The sequence below is a fragment of the Exiguobacterium sp. J17977 genome, assembly GCF_018616375.1.
Classification (GTDB): Bacteria; Bacillota; Bacilli; order Exiguobacteriales; family Exiguobacteriaceae; genus Exiguobacterium; species Exiguobacterium mexicanum.
This window is the reverse complement of sequence record NZ_JAEQBB010000009.1, coordinates 14,261-36,076: the sequence shown is the minus strand read 5'-3', so window position 1 is coordinate 36,076 and position 21,816 is coordinate 14,261. Positions and strand designations below refer to the sequence as shown.

At 52.9% G+C, this 21,816-nt stretch carries 21 protein-coding genes and 1 other annotated feature; of the genes, 10 read left to right on the top strand and 11 right to left on the bottom strand.

What is annotated here, in order from left to right; all coding sequences use genetic code 11:
• Window positions 1-93: 93 nt before the first annotated feature.
• Window positions 94-1,317, top strand: a complete 1,224-nt coding sequence (locus tag KNO58_RS13955) for a PucR family transcriptional regulator (protein WP_214754881.1) — start codon at window positions 94-96, stop codon at window positions 1,315-1,317.
• A 129-nt stretch (window positions 1,318-1,446) separates the two neighbouring features.
• On the top strand, window positions 1,447-2,577 hold the full coding sequence (ald, locus tag KNO58_RS13950) for an alanine dehydrogenase (protein ID WP_214754879.1): 1,131 nt from the start codon (window positions 1,447-1,449) through the stop codon (window positions 2,575-2,577).
• 90 nt (window positions 2,578-2,667) lie between these two features.
• Here ald and murB read toward each other — a convergent pair whose 3' ends face one another.
• Window positions 2,668-3,588 (bottom strand): UDP-N-acetylmuramate dehydrogenase, encoded by a 921-nt coding sequence (murB, locus tag KNO58_RS13945; protein ID WP_214754877.1) that lies wholly within the window; start codon window positions 3,586-3,588, stop codon window positions 2,668-2,670.
• A gap of 152 nt (window positions 3,589-3,740) precedes the next feature.
• The gene (locus KNO58_RS13940; RefSeq protein ID WP_214754875.1) at window positions 3,741-4,391 is read right to left on the bottom strand and encodes a diacylglycerol/polyprenol kinase family protein; all 651 of its coding nucleotides are present in this window, start codon (window positions 4,389-4,391) and stop codon (window positions 3,741-3,743) included.
• Window positions 4,392-4,540: 149 nt separating this feature from the next.
• Between KNO58_RS13940 and KNO58_RS13935 the strand changes: the two genes are divergently transcribed.
• Window positions 4,541-5,164 (top strand): DUF1836 domain-containing protein, encoded by a 624-nt coding sequence (locus tag KNO58_RS13935; RefSeq protein ID WP_214754873.1) that lies wholly within the window; start codon window positions 4,541-4,543, stop codon window positions 5,162-5,164.
• Window positions 5,165-5,233: 69 nt separating this feature from the next.
• Here the strand turns inward: KNO58_RS13935 and KNO58_RS13930 are convergent, their stop codons facing one another.
• Together KNO58_RS13930 and KNO58_RS13925 are read right to left on the bottom strand one after the other, a co-directional pair.
• Window positions 5,234-5,713: an LURP-one-related family protein gene (locus KNO58_RS13930; RefSeq protein ID WP_021068133.1), complete on the bottom strand. Its 480-nt coding sequence runs from the start codon at window positions 5,711-5,713 to the stop codon at window positions 5,234-5,236.
• Window positions 5,714-5,930: 217 nt separating this feature from the next.
• Window positions 5,931-6,431 (bottom strand): restriction endonuclease, encoded by a 501-nt coding sequence (locus KNO58_RS13925; RefSeq protein WP_251026268.1) that lies wholly within the window; start codon window positions 6,429-6,431, stop codon window positions 5,931-5,933.
• Window positions 6,432-6,550: 119 nt separating this feature from the next.
• Between KNO58_RS13925 and KNO58_RS13920 the strand changes: the two genes are divergently transcribed.
• Both KNO58_RS13920 and KNO58_RS13915 read left to right on the top strand, forming a co-directional pair.
• The gene (locus KNO58_RS13920) at window positions 6,551-8,725 is read left to right on the top strand and encodes a PAS domain-containing sensor histidine kinase (protein WP_214754871.1); all 2,175 of its coding nucleotides are present in this window, start codon (window positions 6,551-6,553) and stop codon (window positions 8,723-8,725) included.
• Window positions 8,722-9,792: an SDR family oxidoreductase gene (locus KNO58_RS13915; RefSeq protein WP_214754869.1), complete on the top strand. Its 1,071-nt coding sequence runs from the start codon at window positions 8,722-8,724 to the stop codon at window positions 9,790-9,792. Before KNO58_RS13920 ends, KNO58_RS13915 begins: the two co-directional genes overlap by 4 nt.
• Before the next feature lie 17 nt (window positions 9,793-9,809).
• Here the strand turns inward: KNO58_RS13915 and KNO58_RS13910 are convergent, their stop codons facing one another.
• Window positions 9,810-11,189 (bottom strand): TrkH family potassium uptake protein, encoded by a 1,380-nt coding sequence (locus KNO58_RS13910; RefSeq protein ID WP_214754867.1) that lies wholly within the window; start codon window positions 11,187-11,189, stop codon window positions 9,810-9,812.
• Between the two features lie 141 nt (window positions 11,190-11,330).
• Between KNO58_RS13910 and KNO58_RS13905 the strand changes: the two genes are divergently transcribed.
• From KNO58_RS13905 to KNO58_RS13895, 3 genes are all read left to right on the top strand, one after another.
• Window positions 11,331-11,582 (top strand): hypothetical protein, encoded by a 252-nt coding sequence (locus KNO58_RS13905; protein WP_233005246.1) that lies wholly within the window; start codon window positions 11,331-11,333, stop codon window positions 11,580-11,582.
• A gap of 86 nt (window positions 11,583-11,668) precedes the next feature.
• Window positions 11,669-12,451: a flagellar motor stator protein MotA gene (motA, locus tag KNO58_RS13900; protein ID WP_021068127.1), complete on the top strand. Its 783-nt coding sequence runs from the start codon at window positions 11,669-11,671 to the stop codon at window positions 12,449-12,451.
• On the top strand, window positions 12,429-13,205 hold the full coding sequence (locus KNO58_RS13895) for a flagellar motor protein MotB (RefSeq protein ID WP_214754865.1): 777 nt from the start codon (window positions 12,429-12,431) through the stop codon (window positions 13,203-13,205). Before motA ends, KNO58_RS13895 begins: the two co-directional genes overlap by 23 nt.
• 34 nt (window positions 13,206-13,239) lie before the next feature.
• On the opposite strand, the gene KNO58_RS13890 is transcribed toward KNO58_RS13895, so the two are convergent.
• The 4 genes from KNO58_RS13890 to KNO58_RS13875 form a co-directional block, all read right to left on the bottom strand.
• Window positions 13,240-14,664: a dihydrolipoyl dehydrogenase family protein gene (locus KNO58_RS13890; protein ID WP_214754863.1), complete on the bottom strand. Its 1,425-nt coding sequence runs from the start codon at window positions 14,662-14,664 to the stop codon at window positions 13,240-13,242.
• A complete protein-coding gene (locus tag KNO58_RS13885; protein WP_214754861.1) occupies window positions 14,661-15,026 on the bottom strand; it encodes a DUF1499 domain-containing protein in 366 nt (121 codons plus the stop codon). Before KNO58_RS13885 ends, KNO58_RS13890 begins: the two co-directional genes overlap by 4 nt.
• A 63-nt stretch (window positions 15,027-15,089) precedes the next feature.
• Window positions 15,090-16,469 (bottom strand): sensor histidine kinase, encoded by a 1,380-nt coding sequence (locus tag KNO58_RS13880; RefSeq protein WP_214754859.1) that lies wholly within the window; start codon window positions 16,467-16,469, stop codon window positions 15,090-15,092.
• Window positions 16,466-17,158 (bottom strand): response regulator transcription factor, encoded by a 693-nt coding sequence (locus KNO58_RS13875; RefSeq protein WP_034780802.1) that lies wholly within the window; start codon window positions 17,156-17,158, stop codon window positions 16,466-16,468. Before KNO58_RS13875 ends, KNO58_RS13880 begins: the two co-directional genes overlap by 4 nt.
• Window positions 17,159-17,283: 125 nt before the next feature.
• Between KNO58_RS13875 and KNO58_RS13870 the strand changes: the two genes are divergently transcribed.
• Entirely contained in the window at window positions 17,284-18,105 is an 822-nt protein-coding gene (locus KNO58_RS13870; protein ID WP_214754857.1) for a Cof-type HAD-IIB family hydrolase, read from the top strand.
• 35 nt (window positions 18,106-18,140) lie between these two features.
• Complete coding sequence (locus tag KNO58_RS13865) at window positions 18,141-19,130, top strand: alpha/beta hydrolase (protein WP_214754855.1); 990 nt, start codon at window positions 18,141-18,143, stop codon at window positions 19,128-19,130.
• A 40-nt stretch (window positions 19,131-19,170) separates the two neighbouring features.
• Here KNO58_RS13865 and KNO58_RS13860 read toward each other — a convergent pair whose 3' ends face one another.
• Window positions 19,171-20,733, bottom strand: coding sequence for an aromatic amino acid hydroxylase (locus KNO58_RS13860; RefSeq protein WP_214754853.1), 1,563 nt, complete (start codon window positions 20,731-20,733; stop codon window positions 19,171-19,173).
• A 53-nt stretch (window positions 20,734-20,786) separates the two neighbouring features.
• Window positions 20,787-20,983: a binding site (T-box leader), on the bottom strand.
• Between the two features lie 122 nt (window positions 20,984-21,105).
• Window positions 21,106-21,783: a uracil-DNA glycosylase gene (locus tag KNO58_RS13855; protein WP_214754851.1), complete on the bottom strand. Its 678-nt coding sequence runs from the start codon at window positions 21,781-21,783 to the stop codon at window positions 21,106-21,108.
• Window positions 21,784-21,816: the final 33 nt, after the last annotated feature.

Below are 21,816 nucleotides of genomic sequence, written 5' to 3'. Positions count from 1 at the left end.
ATGCAGGCATGTCGTTCCCCCTTTTAAAAACTCACCATCTTTTTGTGAACTTTCACAACAGAGACGGTATAGTGAGAGAGAGGAGGAATCGACATGCCTTTTTTGCAGAAATCTTATGAGTCACTCGATACGCTCGCCGAAGCAATCGGACAAGCGATTCGGGCTCCGATTACGATTGAAAATCGACACCATCAGTTACTGGCCTACAGCACCCACCCCGACTCGACCGATCCGGCCCGCATCGCGACGATTATCGGCCGCCGCGTCCCGGAAGCGGTCATCGAGGACTTATGGGAAAGCGGTATTCTTCAAGAAGTGATTGACCGCGACGAACCGGTCGTCATCCCGGCCCGCATGGCCGTCGGTCTCGGTGAACGAGCAGCTGTCGTCATCAAGCAACAAGGGGATGTGCTCGGTTATATTTGGAGCCTGGCCCGAACGACGCCGTTCTCGGAACAAGAACTTACCGTCCTACAAGAAGGGGCGAACATCGCCAAAAAATTGCTGATGACCATCGCGATGCACGAACGGCGCATCGACGCCGAATTGGAACGCTTCTTTTTAGAAGTGCTGGCCACTCCCGTTTTATCGCCATCCCAGCGCGACCGCTTGAATGAGCTCGCACCGATTGCCGTCGCCAGCCGCCTCACCGTGATTGAATGCGCCCAGCCGGTCACCCCGCAACTGGCGGAACGACTGTTTTATGTATTGGCGACCCAGCAAGCGATTGAAGTCGTCCTGCACGCGATCGATGGCCAGCAATTACTTGTCTGGCATTATATGAAATCGGACTTGCCCGAGGAAGAAGCGGCGCTCTTGCAGTGGGCGGACCGTTTTGAGAGTCAGCTCCGAGACAAGTTCATTGAAGCGGAGCCGCGTCTTGGCATCAGTCGGCGTTTCTTTGAGAGCGACATGCTCTATGCGGCGATGGAAGAAGCACGACGCGTCACGTCGCTTCGCCGAAAGTTCCCGTATGAGCTTGCGACATCGCGCTCGTTCGAACAGATCGGAATTTACCAGCTCGTTCCCGATTTGGCCCGACGCATCGGGCTTCGTCTCGAGACACATCCGACCATCGAGCGCCTGCAGACGTATGACGTCACGCATCATACCGAGCTTGTCACGACGCTCGAATGGTATTTCTATTTTGATGGGAACGTCAAGCGTGTCGCCGCTCATCTTCATATCCATCCGAACACCGTACTGTATCGGATTCGTCGGATCGAAGAACTGACGAACATCACCCAAGTCTCGCTCCCCGAACGCGCCGCCGTTTACCTCGCCATCAAAGCCGGCCAATACCGCCAAGACGATTGACGCCTACTTTGTGATTTTTCACAAAGTGGGCGTCATCACTTTTAGAATCCATGCTAAAGACAGCGTTTTCGGATGGGTCTATACTAGAGGTGTGAACAAATTGTGTCAGTAGAGAAAGGGGAACGTTACATGAAAATCGGGGTATTGAAAGAGATTAAAAACAACGAAAATCGCGTCGCTTTGACGCCGATGGGGGCAGCCGTATTAACAGAACTTGGACATGAAGTCCTCGTCGAGACGGAAGCGGGCGTCGGTAGCGGCTTCACGAACATGGAGTATGTCGATGCGGGGGCAACCATCGTCGACACAGCCGCGGACGTTTGGGAACACGTCGAATTGGCGTTGAAAGTTAAAGAACCGCAACCATCGGAGTATCGTTATTTCCGTCCTGATTTGACGCTCTTCACGTACTTGCACTTGGCGGCCGAACCAGAGCTCACGAAAGCACTCGTCGAATCTGGCGTGACGGCAATCGCCTATGAGACGGTCGAGATTGACCGGACGTTACCGCTCCTCACACCGATGAGTGAAGTCGCCGGACGGATGGCCGCTCAAATCGGAGCCCAAATCCTTGAAAAACCACACGGTGGTAAAGGGATTCTCTTATCTGGCCTGCCGGGCGTACCACGTGCGAACGTCACCGTCATCGGGGGCGGTGTCGTCGGGATGAACGCGGCCCGCATCGCGATCGGTCTTGGTGCCAACGTCACAATCATGGATATCAGTCCAGCCCGTCTGCGCCAAATCGATGATCAGTTCGGCAACACGATTAACACGCTCATCTCAAACAGCTATAACATCGCCAAACAAGTGGCTGAAAGTGATCTCGTCATCGGTGCCGTCCTCATTCCAGGCGCGAAAGCACCGAAACTCGTCACGAAAGAAATGGTCCAACAGATGTCACCAGGTTCGGTCATCGTCGATGTCGCCATCGACCAAGGCGGAATCTGCGAAACGATCGACCATATCACGACGCATGACGCGCCGACATACGAGCGTTACGGGGTACAACATTATGCCGTCGCCAACATGCCAGGTGCCGTCCCACGCACGTCGACACTCGGTTTGACGAACGCGACGATGCCATATATCGTCGAATGCGCACAAAAAGGGATTTTCCCGGCACTACGCGGGAACGCAGCCCTGCTCAAAGGCTTGAACGTCATCGACGGGACGGTCACGTATGAAGCTGTCGCCCGCGACCTCGGTTACACGTTCGTCGCTCCTGGCGAAGCCATCACGAAGCAACTCCAAGCGTAAACGTAATGTCGCCAGCATCGTTGCTGGCGGCTTTTTTGTCGTCGCTCCATAAAAAAACGCTCGAACCAATCGGTTCGAGCGTTTGTGTGCTTATGCGTTCTCGACGGCGATGTCCTCACCGATGATTTTCACTTCTGGTTCAAGCTCAATCTCGAACTTCTCCTTCACCGTCGCCTGGACGTGACGGATGAGCGAGATGTACTCCGTCGCTGTCGCTTCATCGATATTGACGATGAAGCCGGCATGTTTGAGTGAGACTTCCGCTCCACCGATCCGCTTCCCTTGCAGGCCACAGTCTTGAATCAATTTACCGGCGAAGTAGCCAGGTGGTCGCTTGAAGACGCTACCGCATGATGGATACTCGAGCGGTTGCTTCGACTCGCGCTTGTACGTTAAGTCGTCCATCACGTCTTTGATCGCTTCATAGCCGAGCGGTTCGAGTTCGAACGTCGCTTCGAGCACAATTAACCCATCTTTCGAAATCCGGCTCGTCCGGTAGTCGAGATCGAGCTCGTCTTTCGTAAGTGTCATGAGCTGGCCTTCAGGCGACAACACGACCGCACTCGTGATGACATCTTTCGTCTCGCCACCATAGGCGCCTGCATTCATATACACCGCGCCGCCGACCGTTCCTGGAATGCCACAAGCGAATTCTAAGCCAGATAACTCCTCGGTCAACGCTTGGCGTGAGACGTCGATGATGGCCGCGCCGGCTTGGGCGATCAGTTGATTCCCGTCACGGCGAATCGTTTTCAGTTCGTTCAAGTTTAGAACGATGCCACGGAGACCGCCGTCACGAACAATCAAGTTCGAGCCGAAACCGAGAATCATGAACGGGACGTTTTCACGGTGCGCAAGTTCAAGCACCGCTTGTACTTCTTCATACGTATGCGGGGCAACGAAATAATCGGCTTTCCCGCCTAGTTTTGTATACGTATGTGCCGAAAGGGGTTCGTCTTGTTGGACGCGATCGGCCGGGATGATAGTGAATAATTGGTCTAAAAAGCTCATGCGTTGCCTCAATCCTTTACGTTCTATTTTGAAAGTGCCGACCCTTCGAGCACGGACCAGGCATGTCACTGAATGGTTTCATTACGAAACACAGTATACAAATCTTTGACGGGGGTGACAAGCAACGTTTTCTTTACAATGAAGCAATTGGTTTATAACAATAACGATGTCGCGACCGCCACGACGATAGGAATTGTAAAGTTATCCCAATCCCGATACGAAATCGCTTCTGTCAACGTGGCAATGATTGAAATAATGAATCCATATGTTACCACTTGCCAAAGTGGAATATCATCCCACAAAAATAATAAAAAGAGGACGGCATACGAGCTGAGGAACATGGCCATGCTGCCTTGGAACGAGCGCTTCTGTCCGTATAAGTCATAGGTCACCGTCCCGTACTTCCGTCCGATGAGCGCGGCCATGCCATCCCCCCACGCCAAGACGAGCGATCCTGCCAAAAAGGCGAGCGGCTCTGATTCAAAGAAGAAGTATAGAATGACGAGCAAGGCGATTGGATAATAGACGGTGCCGAGCGATTTACGTTCCGTCTGATGGACCGGTGACGGACTCTTATAAAGAAGGAACGCGTTCGCGAACGTGAAAAAGACGAGCGGCACGGCGGCGACGTACCATGTCTCCATTAACCAGACTGCAAGCAGCGACCAATGGCCGACCGCGATATGTACACTTTTACGAATTGTCTCATCCGTCCAGCCGAGGCGTTTGCCAATCTGTTCAAGACCGACGAGAAACACCAGGACAATGACGATGGACAGGATGGAACTGACCCATTCATTCATCGTAGGACCACCTTTATCTACATTTTTTTGTACGTTTTCATTATACCTTAATCGAGCGATAGCCTAGCTTCCTTTTCAAACATTTGGTAGAATGAGGTCAAATGACTGTATAGCCAACGAACGAAGGCGGCTATAGAAAGGATGCCTGTATGCGCGACGCAATTTCGATTCAAACTTTGGCTGATTGCCTTCACTATATGCGGGTTGGCGACGTTGACCGGGCCATCTCACTCTTCCCCGAGGACGTGCGCGAGCATTTCCCGAAAGAGCTTCGTAAAATCCACTTGTTTCATATTGAAAAGAACGGACTATCGATCAATCAAATCGTCGCTTTGGCGAACACGTTGACCGGAGAGCATCTATCCGCGACCACGATTCAAAACTGGACGAAACGAGAAGTGCGTAAAATCATCGGCGTGCCTCGGGTCGGCAAGAAATACTCGCTCCAACAAGCGGCCATCATCTATTTACTCGATGATTTGAAGCACTTGTTCTCGCTTGAAGAGACGAGTTCCCTGCTCGCGCTCATCTTCAACAACCCTGACCGCGACGAGGACGATCTCATCTCGCCCATCGACTTTTACCGCCTCTACGCCGAGTACGCCAAATCGACGAGCCCCATCGAGCTCCTCGACACGCGTGCGAAGCGCTCGATTGAAAAGATGGGGGTCACCCATCCGAACATCTTGCACGTCCTCAAGCTCTGTCTATACGCCCATCGCGTGACAACACTCGAGCTCGAGGCAAAACACTATTTGAGCCGCTTCATTTGACCTCCGTCGAATGAAGCTTTTTTGTTAGCAAAAAACACCAGTCGCAGTGACTGGTGCCCGTCATATTTGTTACACCGATACCGCGATTGGCATCCGTGATTTGACTGTCAACGTTTTAAGGACAGACAACAACTCGAACATCGAGAGTTGATCAGCCTCTTTCGTCAAGCAGAAGCAGTCATCGTCTTGTTTGCGGAGTTCCGCCACAAGCTTACCTGCTTTGTCTCGAACGCTGAACTTGTAACGCTCGACATCGTATTGAATCGTATAGAGACCGCGTTCGTAGACGTTGTACTCACACTTTTTCCCGAATAACGAGAATTTGTCCTTCAACTGACCGATCGCTTGTCCGTCGTGGTTCATGACGACCCACTTCTGACAGTTCGGGATATACTTCCCGTGAGCGATTTGACGGCCTGACAAGTTGTGCACTTGAACACTGCCCTCCGCGTCGCGGTGAACAGATCCGATCGCATCATTTGTCTCGTCATAAATGGTCGCTTCGCCTTGCGTAAAGACGCAACCTTTTACATAAATTAATTTGCGCACCGCTTTTCCTCCTAATACGTTCCAACCGTTGATTTGTGTGTGTTTGGTTGGTATTTCTATGAAACCCCCAAATTGGTACTGTGCGTCGCGTTTTCTCGTTTCAGCGACTACATATTTCATATGACGAAGATGATTATTGCACCGATTCGTGAAAAAGACAACCCCTTTTTCTTCGACACAATCCGCCATTCTGTCAAAGTTGTGAACACGCCTGATATTATCGCTTGAAACCGGCCTGTTTCAGCATCTGTTCGAGCTCCGTTCTTGCAATCAGACGAACTTGATTTGGCTCCGCCAATTCGTACGCACTGTCGGTATAGGAAGAGTTCGTCACGACCCACCCTTCGTTCACCCCATAGTACGGAACGGAAGCGGCGACTTGTTGGACCGCCTCGAGCCCGACCGCTTTTTCATAGCGCTTCGCTTGGACAGCAATCGACCATCCGTCCTCCGCCTCAAGGAGCAGGTCCGCCCCGAAGTCACGCGACGCCGGCGTCACCGTCACCGTATAACCGAGCGCGGTGAACACTTCCTCTAAAAACAATTCAAATTCACGACCGTCCATCCGATCGATGCGATGAATCGTCGACAGACGCATCCGCCAGATGAGCCAGATCAGGCCGATTCCTATACATGCGACGATACTCCATATCGGCGCCTCTCCCCACCATAATCCGAGGGCGATTAATAAGCTGAGTCCCATTCCTTTCACATCCATCGTCCTCTCTCTCTGTTCTTGTCTTCACTTTACCGTTTGAAGGCAGGAAAACAAAGGGGGAGCTGTCGAATGTATTGAAGATGTACCCGTGTGACATACAGAAGGAGGGATCATCGTTCATGGAGAACCGAGGACATCTCCAAAACGAATTGCTGCACGCCTTGCCTTACGGTGTAGCGTTAATCACGACGGACGGGACGATTGTTCAAGCGAACCGGCCGTTTTTAGAACAATTCCCTGAAGACTTACAAACGAGAACGAACATCTTTCATATGGTCAACCAGTCACCGATCACCATGGAACTATCGCGACGGATGGAACAAGGCTTGCCTTGGACGTACGAGATGCCGACAATCCGCATCCATGCCATCCCGAACGGTGACGTCTATATCTTATCAATCGAACCGCTCCCGCTCGATACGCGGGTGACGGTCCAACATAACGCGTTCGAAGCGATGATGCATACCGAACTCGACATGGCGATGATTATGACCGATGCCAATCTGTTAATCAATCGCTTCAATAAAGGGGCGACCGAGCTGTTCGGCTACGAGCCGCACGAAGTTCTCTATGAAATGACCCCGTTCGGTCTATTCGAGTCGCGCGAGCTGAGCGAGAAGCGGACCCATTATCAAGACGAGACTGAGCGATTGTTGTCATTCGAACAGATGCTGCGTGTGGCGTTAGACCGCGGCGACCGTGAATGGAAGTTCCAACGAAAAGACCGGACCCATTTCGTTGGAAAGCTGTTCATGCATCCGGTGTACGAACAAGCTCGCGTCATCGGCTTCTTCTTTTTCGTGTTCGATGTCAGTCCCGAAATCGCCTTGAAAGGCGAATTGCTACACAAAGAACAGCGGTATCGCATGTTCGCCGAATCAGTTATCGAAGCCGTGCTGTTTCACGAAGGTGGGACCATCTTAGACGCGAATAAGGCGGCCGAATCGATTTTCCGAATCCCGGCCGAACAGATGGTCGGTCGCCAAACGATCGAATTCATCGCCGAGGGCTATCGGGCCGATGTGTTGCGCCGCATCCGAAATCATATCCAGACACCGTATGAGGTCATCGGCCGGCGTGAGGATGGGACGTTCCTCGAGATGGAAGTGTATCCGAAAGAAGTGACGTTCCAAGGTCAGACGCTCCGCGTCGCCGTCATGCGCGACATTAGCGACCGGAAGAAAGTCGAGCGGATGCTCGAACGTGAGAAGAACGCCATCGCCCGGCAACGCGATATCATCCAATCGATTTTACAGGCGTCCAATGAAGCGTTCGTCTTGACCGAATCGAACGGCAGCGTCCTGTTCATGAACGTGCACGCCCGTCGCCTGCTCGATTTACCCGGGATCGCCCCGAACAAGATGCAAGAGCGGATTCCGCTCCTGTCTACGTTCCGCGCGCGCGACCGCACCGAGATGTTGAAAAAAATCGATTTGTTACTCGACGGCTCGGCCCACGAGGTGTCGATGCGTTTCTCCATCCCACAACCGAACGACCGGGACGAACAGTATTACGAGATGTATGGGACCGGCATGGATACGAAACGCCAAATCGGAATGGACAGTGGCTTCTTATTCGTGTTCCGCAACCGGACAGAGGAAGAGCGGATGGATCAAATCAAAAATGAACTGGTCAGCACCGTCTCACACGAACTCCGCACCCCGCTCTCGTCACTGTCGGGATATATCGAGCTGATGCTCGTCCGCGACTTGAATCCCGAGAAGCGCGAGCGTTACTTAAAGACGATGGCGAAAGAGGCGAAGCGTTTGACCGACCTGTTAAACGATTTTCTCGACATTCAACGCATGGAAGATGGCAATCAAGAGTATAAGAAAGACCATTTCGTCTTGAACGAACTCGTCCGTGACGTCGTCGAACGCTTCCGCGAGACGAGCAACCACTCCATCCATTTTGATGATGCCGATGAAGCGCTCCACCTCGTCGCCGACCAGGACCGCATCGAGCAGGTCATCATCAACTTGTTATCGAACGCCATCAAGTATTCGCCGAACCATCACGAAATCGAGGTGCGGGTACGCAAAGAACGAAATCAAGCCCACGTCTCGATTCAAGACTTTGGCATCGGAATTCCGGAGCATGCGTTCGAAGAACTGTTCAAGAAATTTTATCGAGTCGACAACTCGGACACACGCCAAATTGGCGGGACGGGTCTTGGGCTATCCATCTGTAAGGAAATCATCGAATCGCATGGCGGCAGTATCGAGGTCGAATCGAGCGTTGGCGTCGGCTCGACATTCACGTTCACGTTGGACTTAGCGGAGGAGACACTATGAACCATTACGCTTTCACCGGTTTCCCCGGCTTTTTAGCCGGAAAGATGATCACGCACCTCGCGTCATTGCCGAATCAAATCGGGACGATTTACGCGCTCCACCTCCCGACCGAACGTTCCGCGGCACTCGCTTTAAAACAGGAGCTGTTGGAAGCGACATCGTTACGAGACGATCAGCTCGTGCTCGTCGAGGCCGATATTACGCTGCCTGAAGTCGTGCTCGATCCAATCATGCGCTCGATCATCGAGCGTGAGGTGAATTACATCTTCCATTTGGCGGCCGCTTACGATTTGAGCATCCCGTATGATGTCGGGTATCGCATCAACCTGCTCGGAACGAAGCACATCACCTCGCTGGCAAAACGGGCACCGCATTTGAAGCGGTACGTCTACTTCAGCACCGCCTATGTGTCCGGACGCCGCCAAGGGACCGTCTATGAGAACGAGTTATGGCACCGCGTCCGTTTTAAAAACCATTACGAGGCGACGAAGTATGAGGCCGAGGCCATCGTCTCACGCGAGCTCGGCTCGATGCCAGTGACCATCATCCGTCCAGGCATCGTCATCGGCCATAGCGAGACCGGCGAGACGAAAAAGTTTGATGGGGTCTACTTCGTCTTGAAGTTAATGGAGCAACTTCGTCAAGCCGCCCCGCTGCCTTATATTGGACGACAGAATATCGAAGTAAACCTCGTTCCTTATGATTACGTCGTCGAGGCGACCGCTTATCTCGCCCACGCACCGGTCGGTTTGAAGCGGACGTTCCATTTGACCGATCCGTTCCCGCACGGGGCCCGCGAAGTGTTCCGCATGATTCACGAAGAGATGTTCGGTCGCCCTCCACGCGGAACGATCCCGCATGCGGTCGCGGAGACCGGATTCTCGGCGTTGCATCTGTCGGAACGTTACGGTGTTCCGCGTGAGCTGCTCGCCTACTTTAAGCACCAAGTCCATTTCGATACGACCCAGACGCTGCGCGCACTGAGCGGCACTGAGATCGTCTGTCCGGATTTAAAAGACTATCTGCCAAAAGTCGTCGCCTATTACGAGACACACAAAAAGCCCTGACCAGGGCTTTTTGTGTGTCATCCGATTAACAACTTCTCTTTTGGATAGCGAATCTTCCGATCCATCTGGCGTGCGACCGTGAAGAGAATCGTCAACGAGCCGACACGACCGAGTAACATCATGAACATGATAAAACTCTTACCTGCATCGTTCAGTTCCGCTGTGATGCCGAGTGATAACCCGACCGTTCCAAAGGCCGAGACCGTCTCAAACAAGAGTGCGGTCGCCGGAATGTGACCGTTCGTCAAGATGGTCAGTGCCGTAATCAATAAGATGAAGAAGAAACTCGTAATGGCCACGATGTACGCTTTTTTAATTTGGAACGCATCAATCGTCCGCTCCAAGATGACCGTCTCTTTCTTCCCGACGATGAACGCCCACATATCGGCGAGGATGACGGCCACGGTCGTCACTTTAATCCCTGACCCAGTGGAAGCGGCGCCGGCGCCGATATACATGAGAATCAAGACGACCCCGATTGAAATCGGTGCCATCGTCGTGAGGTCGATCGTGTTGAAGCCTGCCGTCCGCGTCGTCACCGCCTGGAAGAAGGTGACGTGTAGCGCTTCACCGAACGGGCGGCCATACAGTCCGCCTTCATTCGATACCCATTCAAACAACATGAGCGAGAACCAGGCAATGCCGTTGACGATGACGAGCGAGGCAATCATGATTTTCGAATGGAGGGCGAGGCGCTTCCAACGTTTCACCTCGGTCGCATCCGCGATGGTCGTGAAGCCGAGACCCCCAATCATGAGCAGCACAGCAATCGTGATCACGATGGCCGTATTCTGCTCGAACTGCATCAAATTGTCCGGCCATAGGGCGAACCCGGCGTTGTTAAACGCCGAGACCGCATGGAAGAACCCGTAGTAAAGCGCCTCACCAAAGCGATAATCACCGGTGCTGTACAGTTCGACCGTCAAAAACAACATACCGAGAAACTGGACGATGAGCGTCGTGAAGACGATGTTGCGGACGAGACGGACCGTGCCGCCGGGTCCCGACAAGTTGAGTGACTCTTGGAGCAAGATGCGCTGCTTTAAACCGATTTTCTTCCCAAGCAAACTGAGCAACATGAGCGCGACCGTCATAAAGCCGAGACCACCGACTTGAATCAACGCGACGATGACGAGCTCGCCGAACGTGTTGAACGAAGATCCGATATCAATCGTCGACAATCCGGTCACCGTGCCGGCCGATGTCGCGATAAACAGACAATCAATCCAGGACACGGGCTGTGTCTGTGCGAACGGCATATAGAGTAACGTCGCCCCTAAAAAGATGGCGAGCAAAAAGCCTGTCGCGATAAAACGGGCTGGCTTTTCAAACACGAGCCGGTAAAGCGCCTCGATTCGTTTTATTCGCAATTCCCGTACGGTCAATCGATGTCGCATCTCGCTATCTCCTTCAAATCAAGTTTTCTAAGGCTCATATTACTCCTCACTTATAAAATTGCCAACTAGAAAAATGTATCGCTAACTGTTTGCCAGATTTTTTGGTAATATGAGAGATAGACTTTATGAATGTTGAGGAGGTTGAATGAAACCGTGGACCCTAGTACGGTAGATCATTCGCTAACGGATGTCTCGCGAAGGTTGGAGCGTCAGTCACAATGCATGCCCGCCCATCTTTATTTCCAGCTCGAAGAACTGCTACATTGGTCACTTGATCAAGAAGTTGTGAATCAATTGTACGCATTATTAAAAAAATACGACGTGTTAACCGATATAGAGCGTGAAGAACGAAATATCAGCATCCAGATGCTGATTGACGAAAACGGCGCTTAACCATCGGGAACGCATTTGCGGGAGACGAGTTAAGTCTCTCGCTTTTTTTGTCTCCTGATTTTTTTAGAAAGGTGGAAAACATAGACATGGATGTCGTCACGTTAGTAGGACTCATACTTGGGTTCCTCACCCTCGTCGGAGGAATGGTATTGAAAGGAGCCGGGATTGCCCCGCTCATCAACCCGGCAGCACTCGTCATCATTTTTGTCGGGACAGCGGCCGCGGTCAGTATCGCCGTCTCAAAGGAACAACTACAAAACGTACCAAAGTTGTTCGGAATTCTCTTCAAAAAGCAAGAGTTGCCAAGTAAGTCTGGACTGTTGACGCAGTTCGTCGACTTGTCGACACAAGCGCGTAAAGAAGGACTCTTGTCGCTTGAGACTGCGCTCGAACAAGTCGAAGAACCGTTCTTGAAACAAGGCATGATGATGGTCATCGACGGCCAACCGTCCGAGTATATCGCTGAGGTCATGTCACGCGATATCGAGAACATGGAGCAACGCCACAAAGCGAACTCTGACATCTTCACACAGGCTGGCACGTATGCGCCGACACTCGGGGTTCTCGGAGCCGTTATCGGATTGATCGCGGCCCTCAAAGATTTGTCTGATATCGAAAAGCTCGGTCACGCGATTTCAGCCGCGTTCGTCGCGACGCTGTTCGGGATTTTCACGGGATACGTCCTCTGGTTCCCGTTCGCCAATAAATTGAAGCAGTATTCGAAGAGCGAGGTCATCATCAAAGAAATGATGATCGAGGGGATTCTCTCAATTCAAAGTGGGGAGTCGCCGAAGACGTTAGAAGATAAATTGTCTGTGTATTTGTCTCCAAAGGAGCGAGCCGACTATGAAGCGCAAAAAGAAGCATGATCATGAAGAACATATCCCGGAAGGTTGGTTAATCCCGTACGCCGATTTATTGACGCTCTTACTCGCCCTCTTCATCGTCTTGTTCGCCTCGAGTAACATCGACCAGACGAAACTCGAGAAAATGTCTCAATCTTTTAATCAAGTGTTCTCTGGCGGGACGAGCGTGTTCCAAGCGTCGACCGCCTCGAACAGCGACATCAGCCGTACAAACAAGACGGATACGGCGGCGAACCCTCGGACATACGAGCTCGCCAAATTGGATGAGTTGAAAGAAGAGGTCAACCAATACATCAAAAAGAACGGGCTCGAACAAGAAATCGAGGCGACGATCAACTCGAGCGGTCTCGTCCTGACGATTCAAGACCGCGCCTTGTTCAGCATGGGGGAAGCGACGCTCGACGCCGAGGCTAGAACAGTGGCCGGGTCGATTAGCGGGATTCTCGAAAAAGCCGGTAATCGCGAGATTGTCGTATCCGGTCACACCGATAACATTCCAATCAATACGGCCCGATTCCCGTCGAACTGGGAACTTAGTTCAGCCCGGGCCACGGCCTTCATGCGCGGACTATTGGCGAACGACGCCTTGAATCCCGGACAGTTCACGCTCGCCAGTTACGGAGAGTACAAGCCGATTGCGACGAATGACACCGAAGCCGGGCGCTCGAAAAACCGCCGCGTCGAAGTGTTGATTAAACCACTCGTCGATTTATCAGAAGGCTCGCCGAAGATGCTCGAGACGATTGTTCTGCCATAAGAAAATCCCACTCTGTCGAGAGTGGGATTTTTCGTTATCGAGTCCATTCGAAATACTTGCGAGACAAATCTGTGAGCGGGCTGTTGAACAAGCGCTTCCGCCAGTAAAGGTCGGCCACTTTTTTCACGGCTTCGCTTCGCGACGGGTACGGATAAATCATACGCGATAGCTTGCCAATTTTATCGCCTCGCTGCATCGCATAGACGACGATTTGCATCCAATCCCCGGCCGTCATCCCGACGGCGTGTCCGCCGATGATTTTGCCGTTCTTACGCGTGATGATTTTGACGAAACCTGTCTCTTGACGGTCAGCGACGAAGCGGTCGACCTCGGACAGTTTCGCTTCAAACACCTCGACGTCGTCACCGTGGCGCTCCCGTGCCTCAGCTTCGGTCATGCCAACGTGGAATACTTCTGGATCCGTGAACGTAATCCATGGCATCTTCGAATAATCGACTTTGTTCCATAGTCCGAACAGAGCGTTGGCCACGACAGCCTTGCCTTCTTCTCCAGCCGCATGCGTGAACGGTAACGTCTTGATCGTATCGCCAATCGCAAATATGTGGGATTGTGACGTGCGGTACGTCGACGTGACGTCGACATATCCGTCTTTGACGTGGACGTGGGCCCGGTCGAGTCGAAGTTCATCGATTCTCGGTTTCCGGCCCGTCGCGACGAGCAGCTTGTCCGCCTCGTATGTGACGGTTTCGCCATCAAGTTCACCGGTGACGTGAACGCGTCCCGCGACTTCCGAGATGTGATTGATGTTGATGCCGATTTTAAGACGCATCGCCATCTCGAGCTGCGAACGGAGCAACTTGCTCACCGACTCGTCTTCTCGCGGTAAAAACGTATCCTGTGCCTCGAGCACGGTCACTTGGCTGCCGAGACGAGCGAACGACTGGGCGAGTTCGAGACCGATCGTTCCGGCCCCGATGACGATGATGCTCTCTGGCAACGTCTCTTCTTCAAACACCTGCTCGTTCGTTACGTATGGCACGCTATCCAAACCGTCAATCGGTGGCACGGTCGGTTGCGATCCGGTTGCGATGACAAATTTCTTCCCGATTAACAAGTCGTCGCCGACTTTGAGTTCATATGGGCTTTGGAACGAGGCTTCACCGATGTAGACATCGACTCCTAGTTTTTCAAAACGCTCTGTCCCGTCATGATCTTGGATGATGGCACGGGCGCGATCGACACGGGCCTTTGTCGACTGATAATGGGCTGGCCCGTCAAACTCGGCTCCGAGCACGCGGGCGGCTTGCATCATGCTGTTCGCTTCTTTCGAGGCGGCAATTAGCGCTTTCGACGGGATGCACCCGACGTGAAGACAGTCACCCCCGAGATGTTTTTTCTTCTCGACCAAGGCGACTTTTGCCCCTAGATTCGCGGCACCGGCCGCGACCGTCATTCCGGCCGCGCCCCCACCGATGACAATCAACTGATAATCCTTCATCTCATCAACCTCCGGTATCGTTCACTTACATCTTGCATCCGCTTCCGGTTCACGCCAAAGTCAGAATGACCGAGTCGTGACGCCGATCGGAAGTGAATTTGTTTCGTCTCATCGTCAAATCGGAATTCGACGTCATCCTTAAAACGCATTAGTTTCGTCGTGACGACGTAATGCAGTGTGTCTTCCTTCTCCTCGACGAGTTCGGTCCGAGGCAATTGCCCCATCACCATCTTGATTGTCTCCATGCTCTCGGCACGGTCCTGTCCATACGGAAGCGGGTCCATGCGTAACGCCCCAATCGGTGTTTCGGTCGAAACGGCATTCGGACTGCCTGATAACGGCTTCAATGATTTCGTTGCCACAAAAAAACCTCCCTCATTCTACATACAATTACATGTATCCTGAATTCGGGAGGTTTAACCCTTTTAATGTAGTTCACTCGGGTCGAGCGGCAAAAGGACGGTCACTGTCGTCCCTTGTCCGACCTCACTCTCGATGACGAGTTTGCCTTCATGCGCCTCAATCAACTCTTTGGCGATGGCGAGACCGAGCCCACTGCTCCCTTTCGTCACTTGTGCCTGATAAAACATTTCCGTGATGCGTTGCAAGTGATCACGCGAGATACCCGGACCCTCGTCGATGATGGAAATGAAGGCGACACGCTCCGATTGCACGAACCGTACCGTCAACGTCCCACCTTCGGGCGAGAAACGGATGGCGTTCTCGAGCAAGTTTAAAAACACTTGCTTCAGCCGGTTCTCATCGAACAGTCCGATCGACTTTTGCGGATATCGTTCGATGAGCGTGATCTGTTTGTCTTCGAGTGACTGTTTCAATTGAATCGTCACTTTCCGTAACAGCGACACGAGATCGAGTTCTTGGCGGTACAAGACGAGCCGGCTCTCTTCGATTTTTGTGTAATCGAGCAGTTGCTCGACGAGTCCAATCATCCGCTCCGTCTCCGAATGGATGATGCTCAATCCGAGTTCGGTCTCGTCCGACACTTTCTCGTCACCGCCCCGAATCGTCTCCGTCCATCCTTTGATGGAAGTAAGCGGTGTACGCAGTTCGTGCGACACGTTGGACAAAAATTCGTTTCGCGTCGATTGGTGCTGTTGCACTTTCGCGCCTAAATATGTCAGCGTCCGGGCCAGTGCCCCGAGCTCATGCTTTTCGTTCGAGTACACTTCGACGTCGAAATCACCTTGCGCCATCTCATCGGCCGTCTCGATGATATCACGGATTGGTCGCACGAACCGGTCCGCGATGCGAATGACGGCATAGAGTGCGACCAACCAAATCAAGACGCCAATCATGACGACGGCCATCCAAATCTCACGAATCAACGTGTCCAAGTCGGCGAGTGGCCGTGTGAAGCTGATGGCGAATTCACTCGCTCCGTCCGTGATGATTGGACTCGTGACTGATAGATAATGATTGCCATCGGCATCATAGTCTTGGACGACGGACTCACCGCGGGCGAGGTCTTGCAACTGTTCGGTCGAAAAGGCGGCCTGTTGGGCCCGCTGCCCTGTCGTCTTGATGATTTGACCGGTCCGGTCGACAATCGTCAAATCGGTACCGGGATAACCGAACGTCCGAACGAGCACCGAGAACGCGCTCGGTGTCTCAAAGCCGACTTGCGCCTGCGGGTATAGATAGGCGCTCGTCGTCGCATGACTGAGTAGCGCCTCTGATTCATATTCATAGTAATAGCGGTACGTTCCGTACGACAGGACGCTCACGAGCAAGACGAGCACGAGCGTCATGACGAGCATAATCCGAATGACGAGCTGTTGCTTCATCCGTCATGTCTCCGCCACTTATAGCCGTGCCCCCACAGTGTCTCGATGTACGCCGGGTGGCTCGGGTCGTCTTCAATCTTTTGACGGAGACGACGAATGTTGACGTCGACCGTCTTTCTGTCGCCAAAGTAATTGATCCCCCAGACGGCGTCTAACAGCGCGTCACGTGACAGCACGACTTCCTCGTTTTGGACGAGGTGACAAATCAAATCGTACTCGGTCGGGGTCAAATCGATGGACTGCCCATACTTCGTCACTTGCTTCGCGGCCAAGTCGATGGCGAACGGTCCTGACTTCAACCGTTTCTTCTCTTTCCGTTTCACTTTTTCGACACGGCGCAGGAGCGCTTGAATCCGGGCCACGAGCTCACCTGGGCTAAACGGTTTGGCGATATAATCGTCCGCCCCTCTGCCGAGCCCTTCAATCTTATCTTCTTCGAGCGTGCGCGCCGTCAGCATGATGATGCCGACGTTCTCATCTAAGTCGCGGATGGCGGCGCATGCCTCGAATCCATCCATCTCAGGCATCATGACGTCGAGCAAGACGACATCGAACGGTTCCCGGTCGAACGCTGTGACCGCCTCACGTCCGTTCGTCGCCTCGAAGACGTCAAATCCGGCCCGCTTTAAATTAACGATGATAAAGCTGCGAATCGCATGCTCATCTTCGGCTACTAATATCCGATTCATATATCCACCTCTTCTGATGTTCACTTCTCTACATTATAGTTACGTTTTTGCGACAAGGTTGTCAATTGACCTCAAATCGTATTAGGATGGAGTCATTAGATTCTGAAGGAGGACTCCTTACCATTATGAGTTACAAGATGATTGTTTTAGATATGGACGATACGCTCCTCACGAGCGACCATACGATTTCCGCCAAAACGAAAGCGGCCTTGCTGGATGTACAAGAACGCGGACATAAGGTCGTGCTCGCGAGCGGTCGCCCGACATATGCGATGTGGGATGCCGCACGTGAACTCGAGCTCGCCAAATACGGTAGCTATATTCTCTCATTCAATGGTGCCTCAATCATCAATTGTGAGACGAATGAAGAAATCTTCTCAAGTACGTTGCTTCCGGAAACGGTCGCCCATCTCCATGATATCAGTGTCCGGGAAGAAATCGCGATTCATACGTACATCGGTAACGAAATCGTAACCGATCAACCGAACCCGTATACCGATATCGAAGGTGAATTGACGGGCATGCCGGTCATCCATGTCCCTGACTTCAAAGAAGCGGTCACGACGCCGGTCGTCAAGTGTCTCATGCTCGGTGACGGCGACACGCTCGCTCCAATCGAAACGAAACTGCAAGTCGAACTCGAAGGGAAACTCGCGGTCGCACGATCGAAGCCGTTTTTCCTTGAGTTCACGGAAGCAGGCGTGACGAAAGGGACAAGCCTCGCCTTCCTCGCCGAACACGTCGGCATCGAACAGGCCCATGTCATCGCTTGTGGTGACGGGAACAATGACCTCACGATGATCGAATGGGCCGGCCTCGGTGTCGCCATGGGCAATGCCAACACGACGGTCAAAGGCAAGGCCGACTTCATCACGAAATCAAACAACGAAGACGGGATCGCCCATGTCATTGAAACGTTCATGGGAACTGTCCTCGTCGATCGGTAAGTGAACAAACTGGATTGAACCAAGGAGGAATTACGATGAATAAAGGATTGAAACGAGCAGGACTTGGACTGGTCGGTACGGCTGTCGCCGGTGCCGCCTATGTATTCTTGTCCCCGAAACCGACCTCACGTCTCGTCAAGACCTCATTTGCCGGCGGGAACGAAGTCGCCATCAAAGGATTTGAGGAAGTCGTTCAAAAAACGTCGGTCCGGAAAGATATCGATTACCATTCGGCTTATGAGAACGGGACGTTCGACTTGATTCGCTATGAAGGCGACAAACAAATCGTTCCTACCATCTTTTGGGTGCACGGCGGTTCGTTCGTCGGTGGTGACAAGGCCGACGTCTTCAAATATGCGACCTCGATTGCGAGCAACGGCTATAACGTCGTCAGCGTCAACTACGCCCTCGCCCCAGACGTCACGTATCCTGTACCGCTCCAGCAGCTCGAAGAAGCCTACACGTATATCAAGGAAAACAACGACCGCTTCCGCCTCGACCTCGACCGCGTCTTTTTTGCGGGCGATTCGAACGGTGCCCAACTCGTCGCTCAGTTCGTCGGGATTCAATTGAACGACGACTATGCGCCATCAGCCGAAGTGAATCAAGTAGTGCCGAAAACGTCCATCCTCGGCACGATTCTCATGTCGGGTCCTTACGACTTGAAACGAAGCATTGTCGAGTCATCGAAGGCGGTCAACCGCTTCTTGTTCAAACGGATCGGTTGGGCGTACTTCGGAACGTACAACTGGGAGGACTTACCGGTCGTCGCGGAAGCGTCACCGCTCGTGAACATCCCGGCCACGTTCGTGCCGACGTTCATCACCGACGGCAACACCGGTTCGTTCGAGACGCAAGCAAAAGAATTTGCGACAATTCTGTCAGGTCGTGCAGACGTCACGAGCGTCTTTTATGACCGAAACGAACACACACTCGGCCACGACTACCATTTTGAGATGGATAAGCCGGCAGCCGGTGCAACGTATCGCCGTTTAATCACGTTCTTGCGTGAAACGACGCGTTAACAAATAATCCCCGCCCAATGATGGGCGGGGATTATTTTTGTCAGTTGAGCAATGCGAGCGCACGGCCAATCAACTCATGCCGCGAGGCTGACGTCTCACGCAATGCGTGCAACCGTTCCGTCAACGCTTGGCGAAGCGCATCGGACTCGACGAGCTCCAAGCATTCGATGTGGAGCAGCCAGGCATCCGGATGATCCGCAAGAATCGTCGGCACGAGTCCATCAATCGACTCGCCTTGTTCCCGCATGTTACGGATCTGATTGAACATCGGGTCATCGTTCGTCCACACACGGGCATCACGTTCGATGTGGACCGGCTTCTCCAAGATGACGAGCTCTTCAATCTCGGTGCCCGGGAAAATCGATGGGAGCGTGTCTTGTCTCACTTCGAGTGTCTCCAATTTGATTTGTCGAGCTTCGATGGTGACGACGACGTCTTCGAGGTGCAACGCCTCTGTCGTCTCGCTGACGATTTGACCATCCAACCGGATGCCTGCTGTCGCCAACGCGTCTTGAAGCGGTCCATCGAGCACGAGCAGGCCGTGATTATGCAAATTCGTCAACTGACCGTGATTGACGTTCACACAGTCGTCCCATTGGATGAGGGCATGGGCCCCAGAGCGTGTCACGTGGCGAATCACACCGACGCGGTCCGTCCCGTCTTCAAGTCGGACGGTCGATTGACTGCCCGATGCGAGCGCCTTCGCGAGCGAGGCAATCCCGCCCTGGTTGACCGCCATCCGTGACTCGAGTTCATCGAGCGCGTCCTTCAACGCCTCAAAATCCGGGATAACGAACAACTCGCGTTGCATATTCGTCACGTCTTGTTTCGTCTCGAGGGCGTGCTCCAAATTGAACGGATGCTTCGTGACGGCATCTGTCAAACAGTGACGGCTCTCGCCGACCGACGACAACAGCCCGGCGCCGTAGATGAGCGGATTGTCCACGTCACCAATGAGACCGAACTCGACCGTCCACCAAAAGATGCGGGCGACTTGTTGCGCTTCCGAGAAACCGGTCACTTGAGCTTTGGCCTCATGTACCGCCGCTTCGGCTGCCGCAATCTCCTCGTCCGTCGAATTCGCGTTCTCCTTGACCACGGTCAGGCGTTTCAAGGCTGCAAACGAGGCATGTTCTTCTCGATTCATGAACGCTCTCGCCCCGAGCTGGCCGAACCGCTTCACGATTTGTGAAAATTCAGGGTCCATCAACATCGGCGCATGGCCGGCCGCCTCATGGATGATATCCGGTGCCGGACTGTACAAAATATTCTCGACTTTTCGGATATCGGTCGCGACCGGCAACATCCCGTTACCTTGAAAATCAAAGAAAGCGACGCCCGGAATGAGACCATCGACTGCGACCGTCGACCAACCGGCCGACCGCATCTCTTCGGTCATCTGTTCGACGTTCGGGAGACGCTCCGGCCCCATCCCCGTCTTTTTCAACCCTTCAATGTAAAACGGATGGGCCTTCCCTTCAAGCGTATGCAAGTTCAGTCGTAAGACGAAGCGCCAGACCGCATGATCGGTCGGCGTGTACTCGTCGTAGAACTGTGGCGAAATATGTGGGGCCAAATGGCGTGGAATGATTTGTGTGAGCATGATGTTTCCTCCTTTGATTGACTGAACGTAAAAAAGTCCCTATCGATTCACTCGATAGGGACGACGATGCCGCGGTACCACCCTGATTACTAGACGGACGTCTAGTCACTCTATTCCGATAACGGGGGACCGCTCAACGTGTGAGAGCTCGCGAACTGTAATTCGATTCATCTTATGGGCGTGTTCGCAGCACCACACGCTCTCTGAGCCAGGGAAGATGTCTCTACTTCGGTTCGGTCATCGCTTTTATACTGTTATACAGTTATGCTTCTGTGCGCATTCGCTTTTAAGCGCTAAAGCATCTTGTTGCTAGTAACAATAACAGACGATTCGGACGCCGTCAACAAAAAAACAGTCCGCATGTGCGGACTGTCATAAACACCAATCGATTTCAGGTTGTCCCCACTCGCTCAATTTCGCGTTCACTTGCGAGAACGGCTTTGATCCGAAAAAGCCGCGATGCGACGAGAGTGGACTCGGGTGAACCGAGGTCAAGACGGCGTGTTGCGGGCCAATAAATTTCTGTTTCTTCTTCGCGTCGTTCCCCCATAAGATGAACACGAGCGGCTCTTCCCGTTGCCCGAGTCGCTCGATGATGGAGTCGGTGAACTGCTCCCATCCCTGTCCCCGATGCGAACCGGCCTTGCCCGCTTCGACCGTGAGCGCGGTGTTGAGGAGCAACACGCCTTGACGGGCCCACTTCTCCAAGTTACCACTGGTCGGCACGGGACAGCCGATATCGTCATGCAACTCTTGAAAGATGTTTCGCAACGACGGCGGGAAACGGACACCGTCTTGGACCGAGAAGCTGAGTCCATGCGCTTGGTTTGGCCCATGGTATGGATCTTGTCCGAGAATGACGCATTTCACGTCCTTGAACTTCGTATAGACGAACGCATTCCAAATGTCTTCTCGGGCCGGATATACGGTCGATGACGTATACGCCTCATCGACGAACGCTTTTAAGTCAGTAAAATAAGGCTCGGCCATCTCGGATGCGATGATGTCGCTCCAATCCCCGAGCAGGCGATCTGATAACTGTTCTCCCATGTCACTCTCCCCTTTCCGTCTTATCATACCCGA

What these genes read in the sequence shown, in the direction of transcription:
- murB (WP_214754877.1), bottom strand. Translation starts at nt 3,588, where the DNA reads ATGAGCTTTTTAGACCAATTATTCACTATCATCCCGGCCGATCGCGTC.
- KNO58_RS13860 (WP_214754853.1), bottom strand. Translation starts at nt 20,733, where the DNA reads ATGCTCACACAAATCATTCCACGCCATTTGGCCCCACATATTTCGCCA.
- KNO58_RS13940 (WP_214754875.1), bottom strand. Translation starts at nt 4,391, where the DNA reads ATGAATGAATGGGTCAGTTCCATCCTGTCCATCGTCATTGTCCTGGTG.
- ald (WP_214754879.1), top strand. Translation starts at nt 1,447, where the DNA reads ATGAAAATCGGGGTATTGAAAGAGATTAAAAACAACGAAAATCGCGTC.
- KNO58_RS13890 (WP_214754863.1), bottom strand. Translation starts at nt 14,664, where the DNA reads ATGAAGGATTATCAGTTGATTGTCATCGGTGGGGGCGCGGCCGGAATG.
- KNO58_RS13935 (WP_214754873.1), top strand. Translation starts at nt 4,541, where the DNA reads ATGCGCGACGCAATTTCGATTCAAACTTTGGCTGATTGCCTTCACTAT.
- KNO58_RS13925 (WP_251026268.1), bottom strand. Translation starts at nt 6,431, where the DNA reads ATGGATGTGAAAGGAATGGGACTCAGCTTATTAATCGCCCTCGGATTA.
- KNO58_RS13955 (WP_214754881.1), top strand. Translation starts at nt 94, where the DNA reads ATGCCTTTTTTGCAGAAATCTTATGAGTCACTCGATACGCTCGCCGAA.
- KNO58_RS13915 (WP_214754869.1), top strand. Translation starts at nt 8,722, where the DNA reads ATGAACCATTACGCTTTCACCGGTTTCCCCGGCTTTTTAGCCGGAAAG.
- KNO58_RS13865 (WP_214754855.1), top strand. Translation starts at nt 18,141, where the DNA reads ATGAATAAAGGATTGAAACGAGCAGGACTTGGACTGGTCGGTACGGCT.
- KNO58_RS13895 (WP_214754865.1), top strand. Translation starts at nt 12,429, where the DNA reads ATGAAGCGCAAAAAGAAGCATGATCATGAAGAACATATCCCGGAAGGT.
- KNO58_RS13870 (WP_214754857.1), top strand. Translation starts at nt 17,284, where the DNA reads ATGAGTTACAAGATGATTGTTTTAGATATGGACGATACGCTCCTCACG.
- KNO58_RS13875 (WP_034780802.1), bottom strand. Translation starts at nt 17,158, where the DNA reads ATGAATCGGATATTAGTAGCCGAAGATGAGCATGCGATTCGCAGCTTT.
- KNO58_RS13920 (WP_214754871.1), top strand. Translation starts at nt 6,551, where the DNA reads ATGGAGAACCGAGGACATCTCCAAAACGAATTGCTGCACGCCTTGCCT.
- KNO58_RS13855 (WP_214754851.1), bottom strand. Translation starts at nt 21,783, where the DNA reads ATGGGAGAACAGTTATCAGATCGCCTGCTCGGGGATTGGAGCGACATC.
- KNO58_RS13880 (WP_214754859.1), bottom strand. Translation starts at nt 16,469, where the DNA reads ATGAAGCAACAGCTCGTCATTCGGATTATGCTCGTCATGACGCTCGTG.
- KNO58_RS13910 (WP_214754867.1), bottom strand. Translation starts at nt 11,189, where the DNA reads ATGCGACATCGATTGACCGTACGGGAATTGCGAATAAAACGAATCGAG.
- motA (WP_021068127.1), top strand. Translation starts at nt 11,669, where the DNA reads ATGGATGTCGTCACGTTAGTAGGACTCATACTTGGGTTCCTCACCCTC.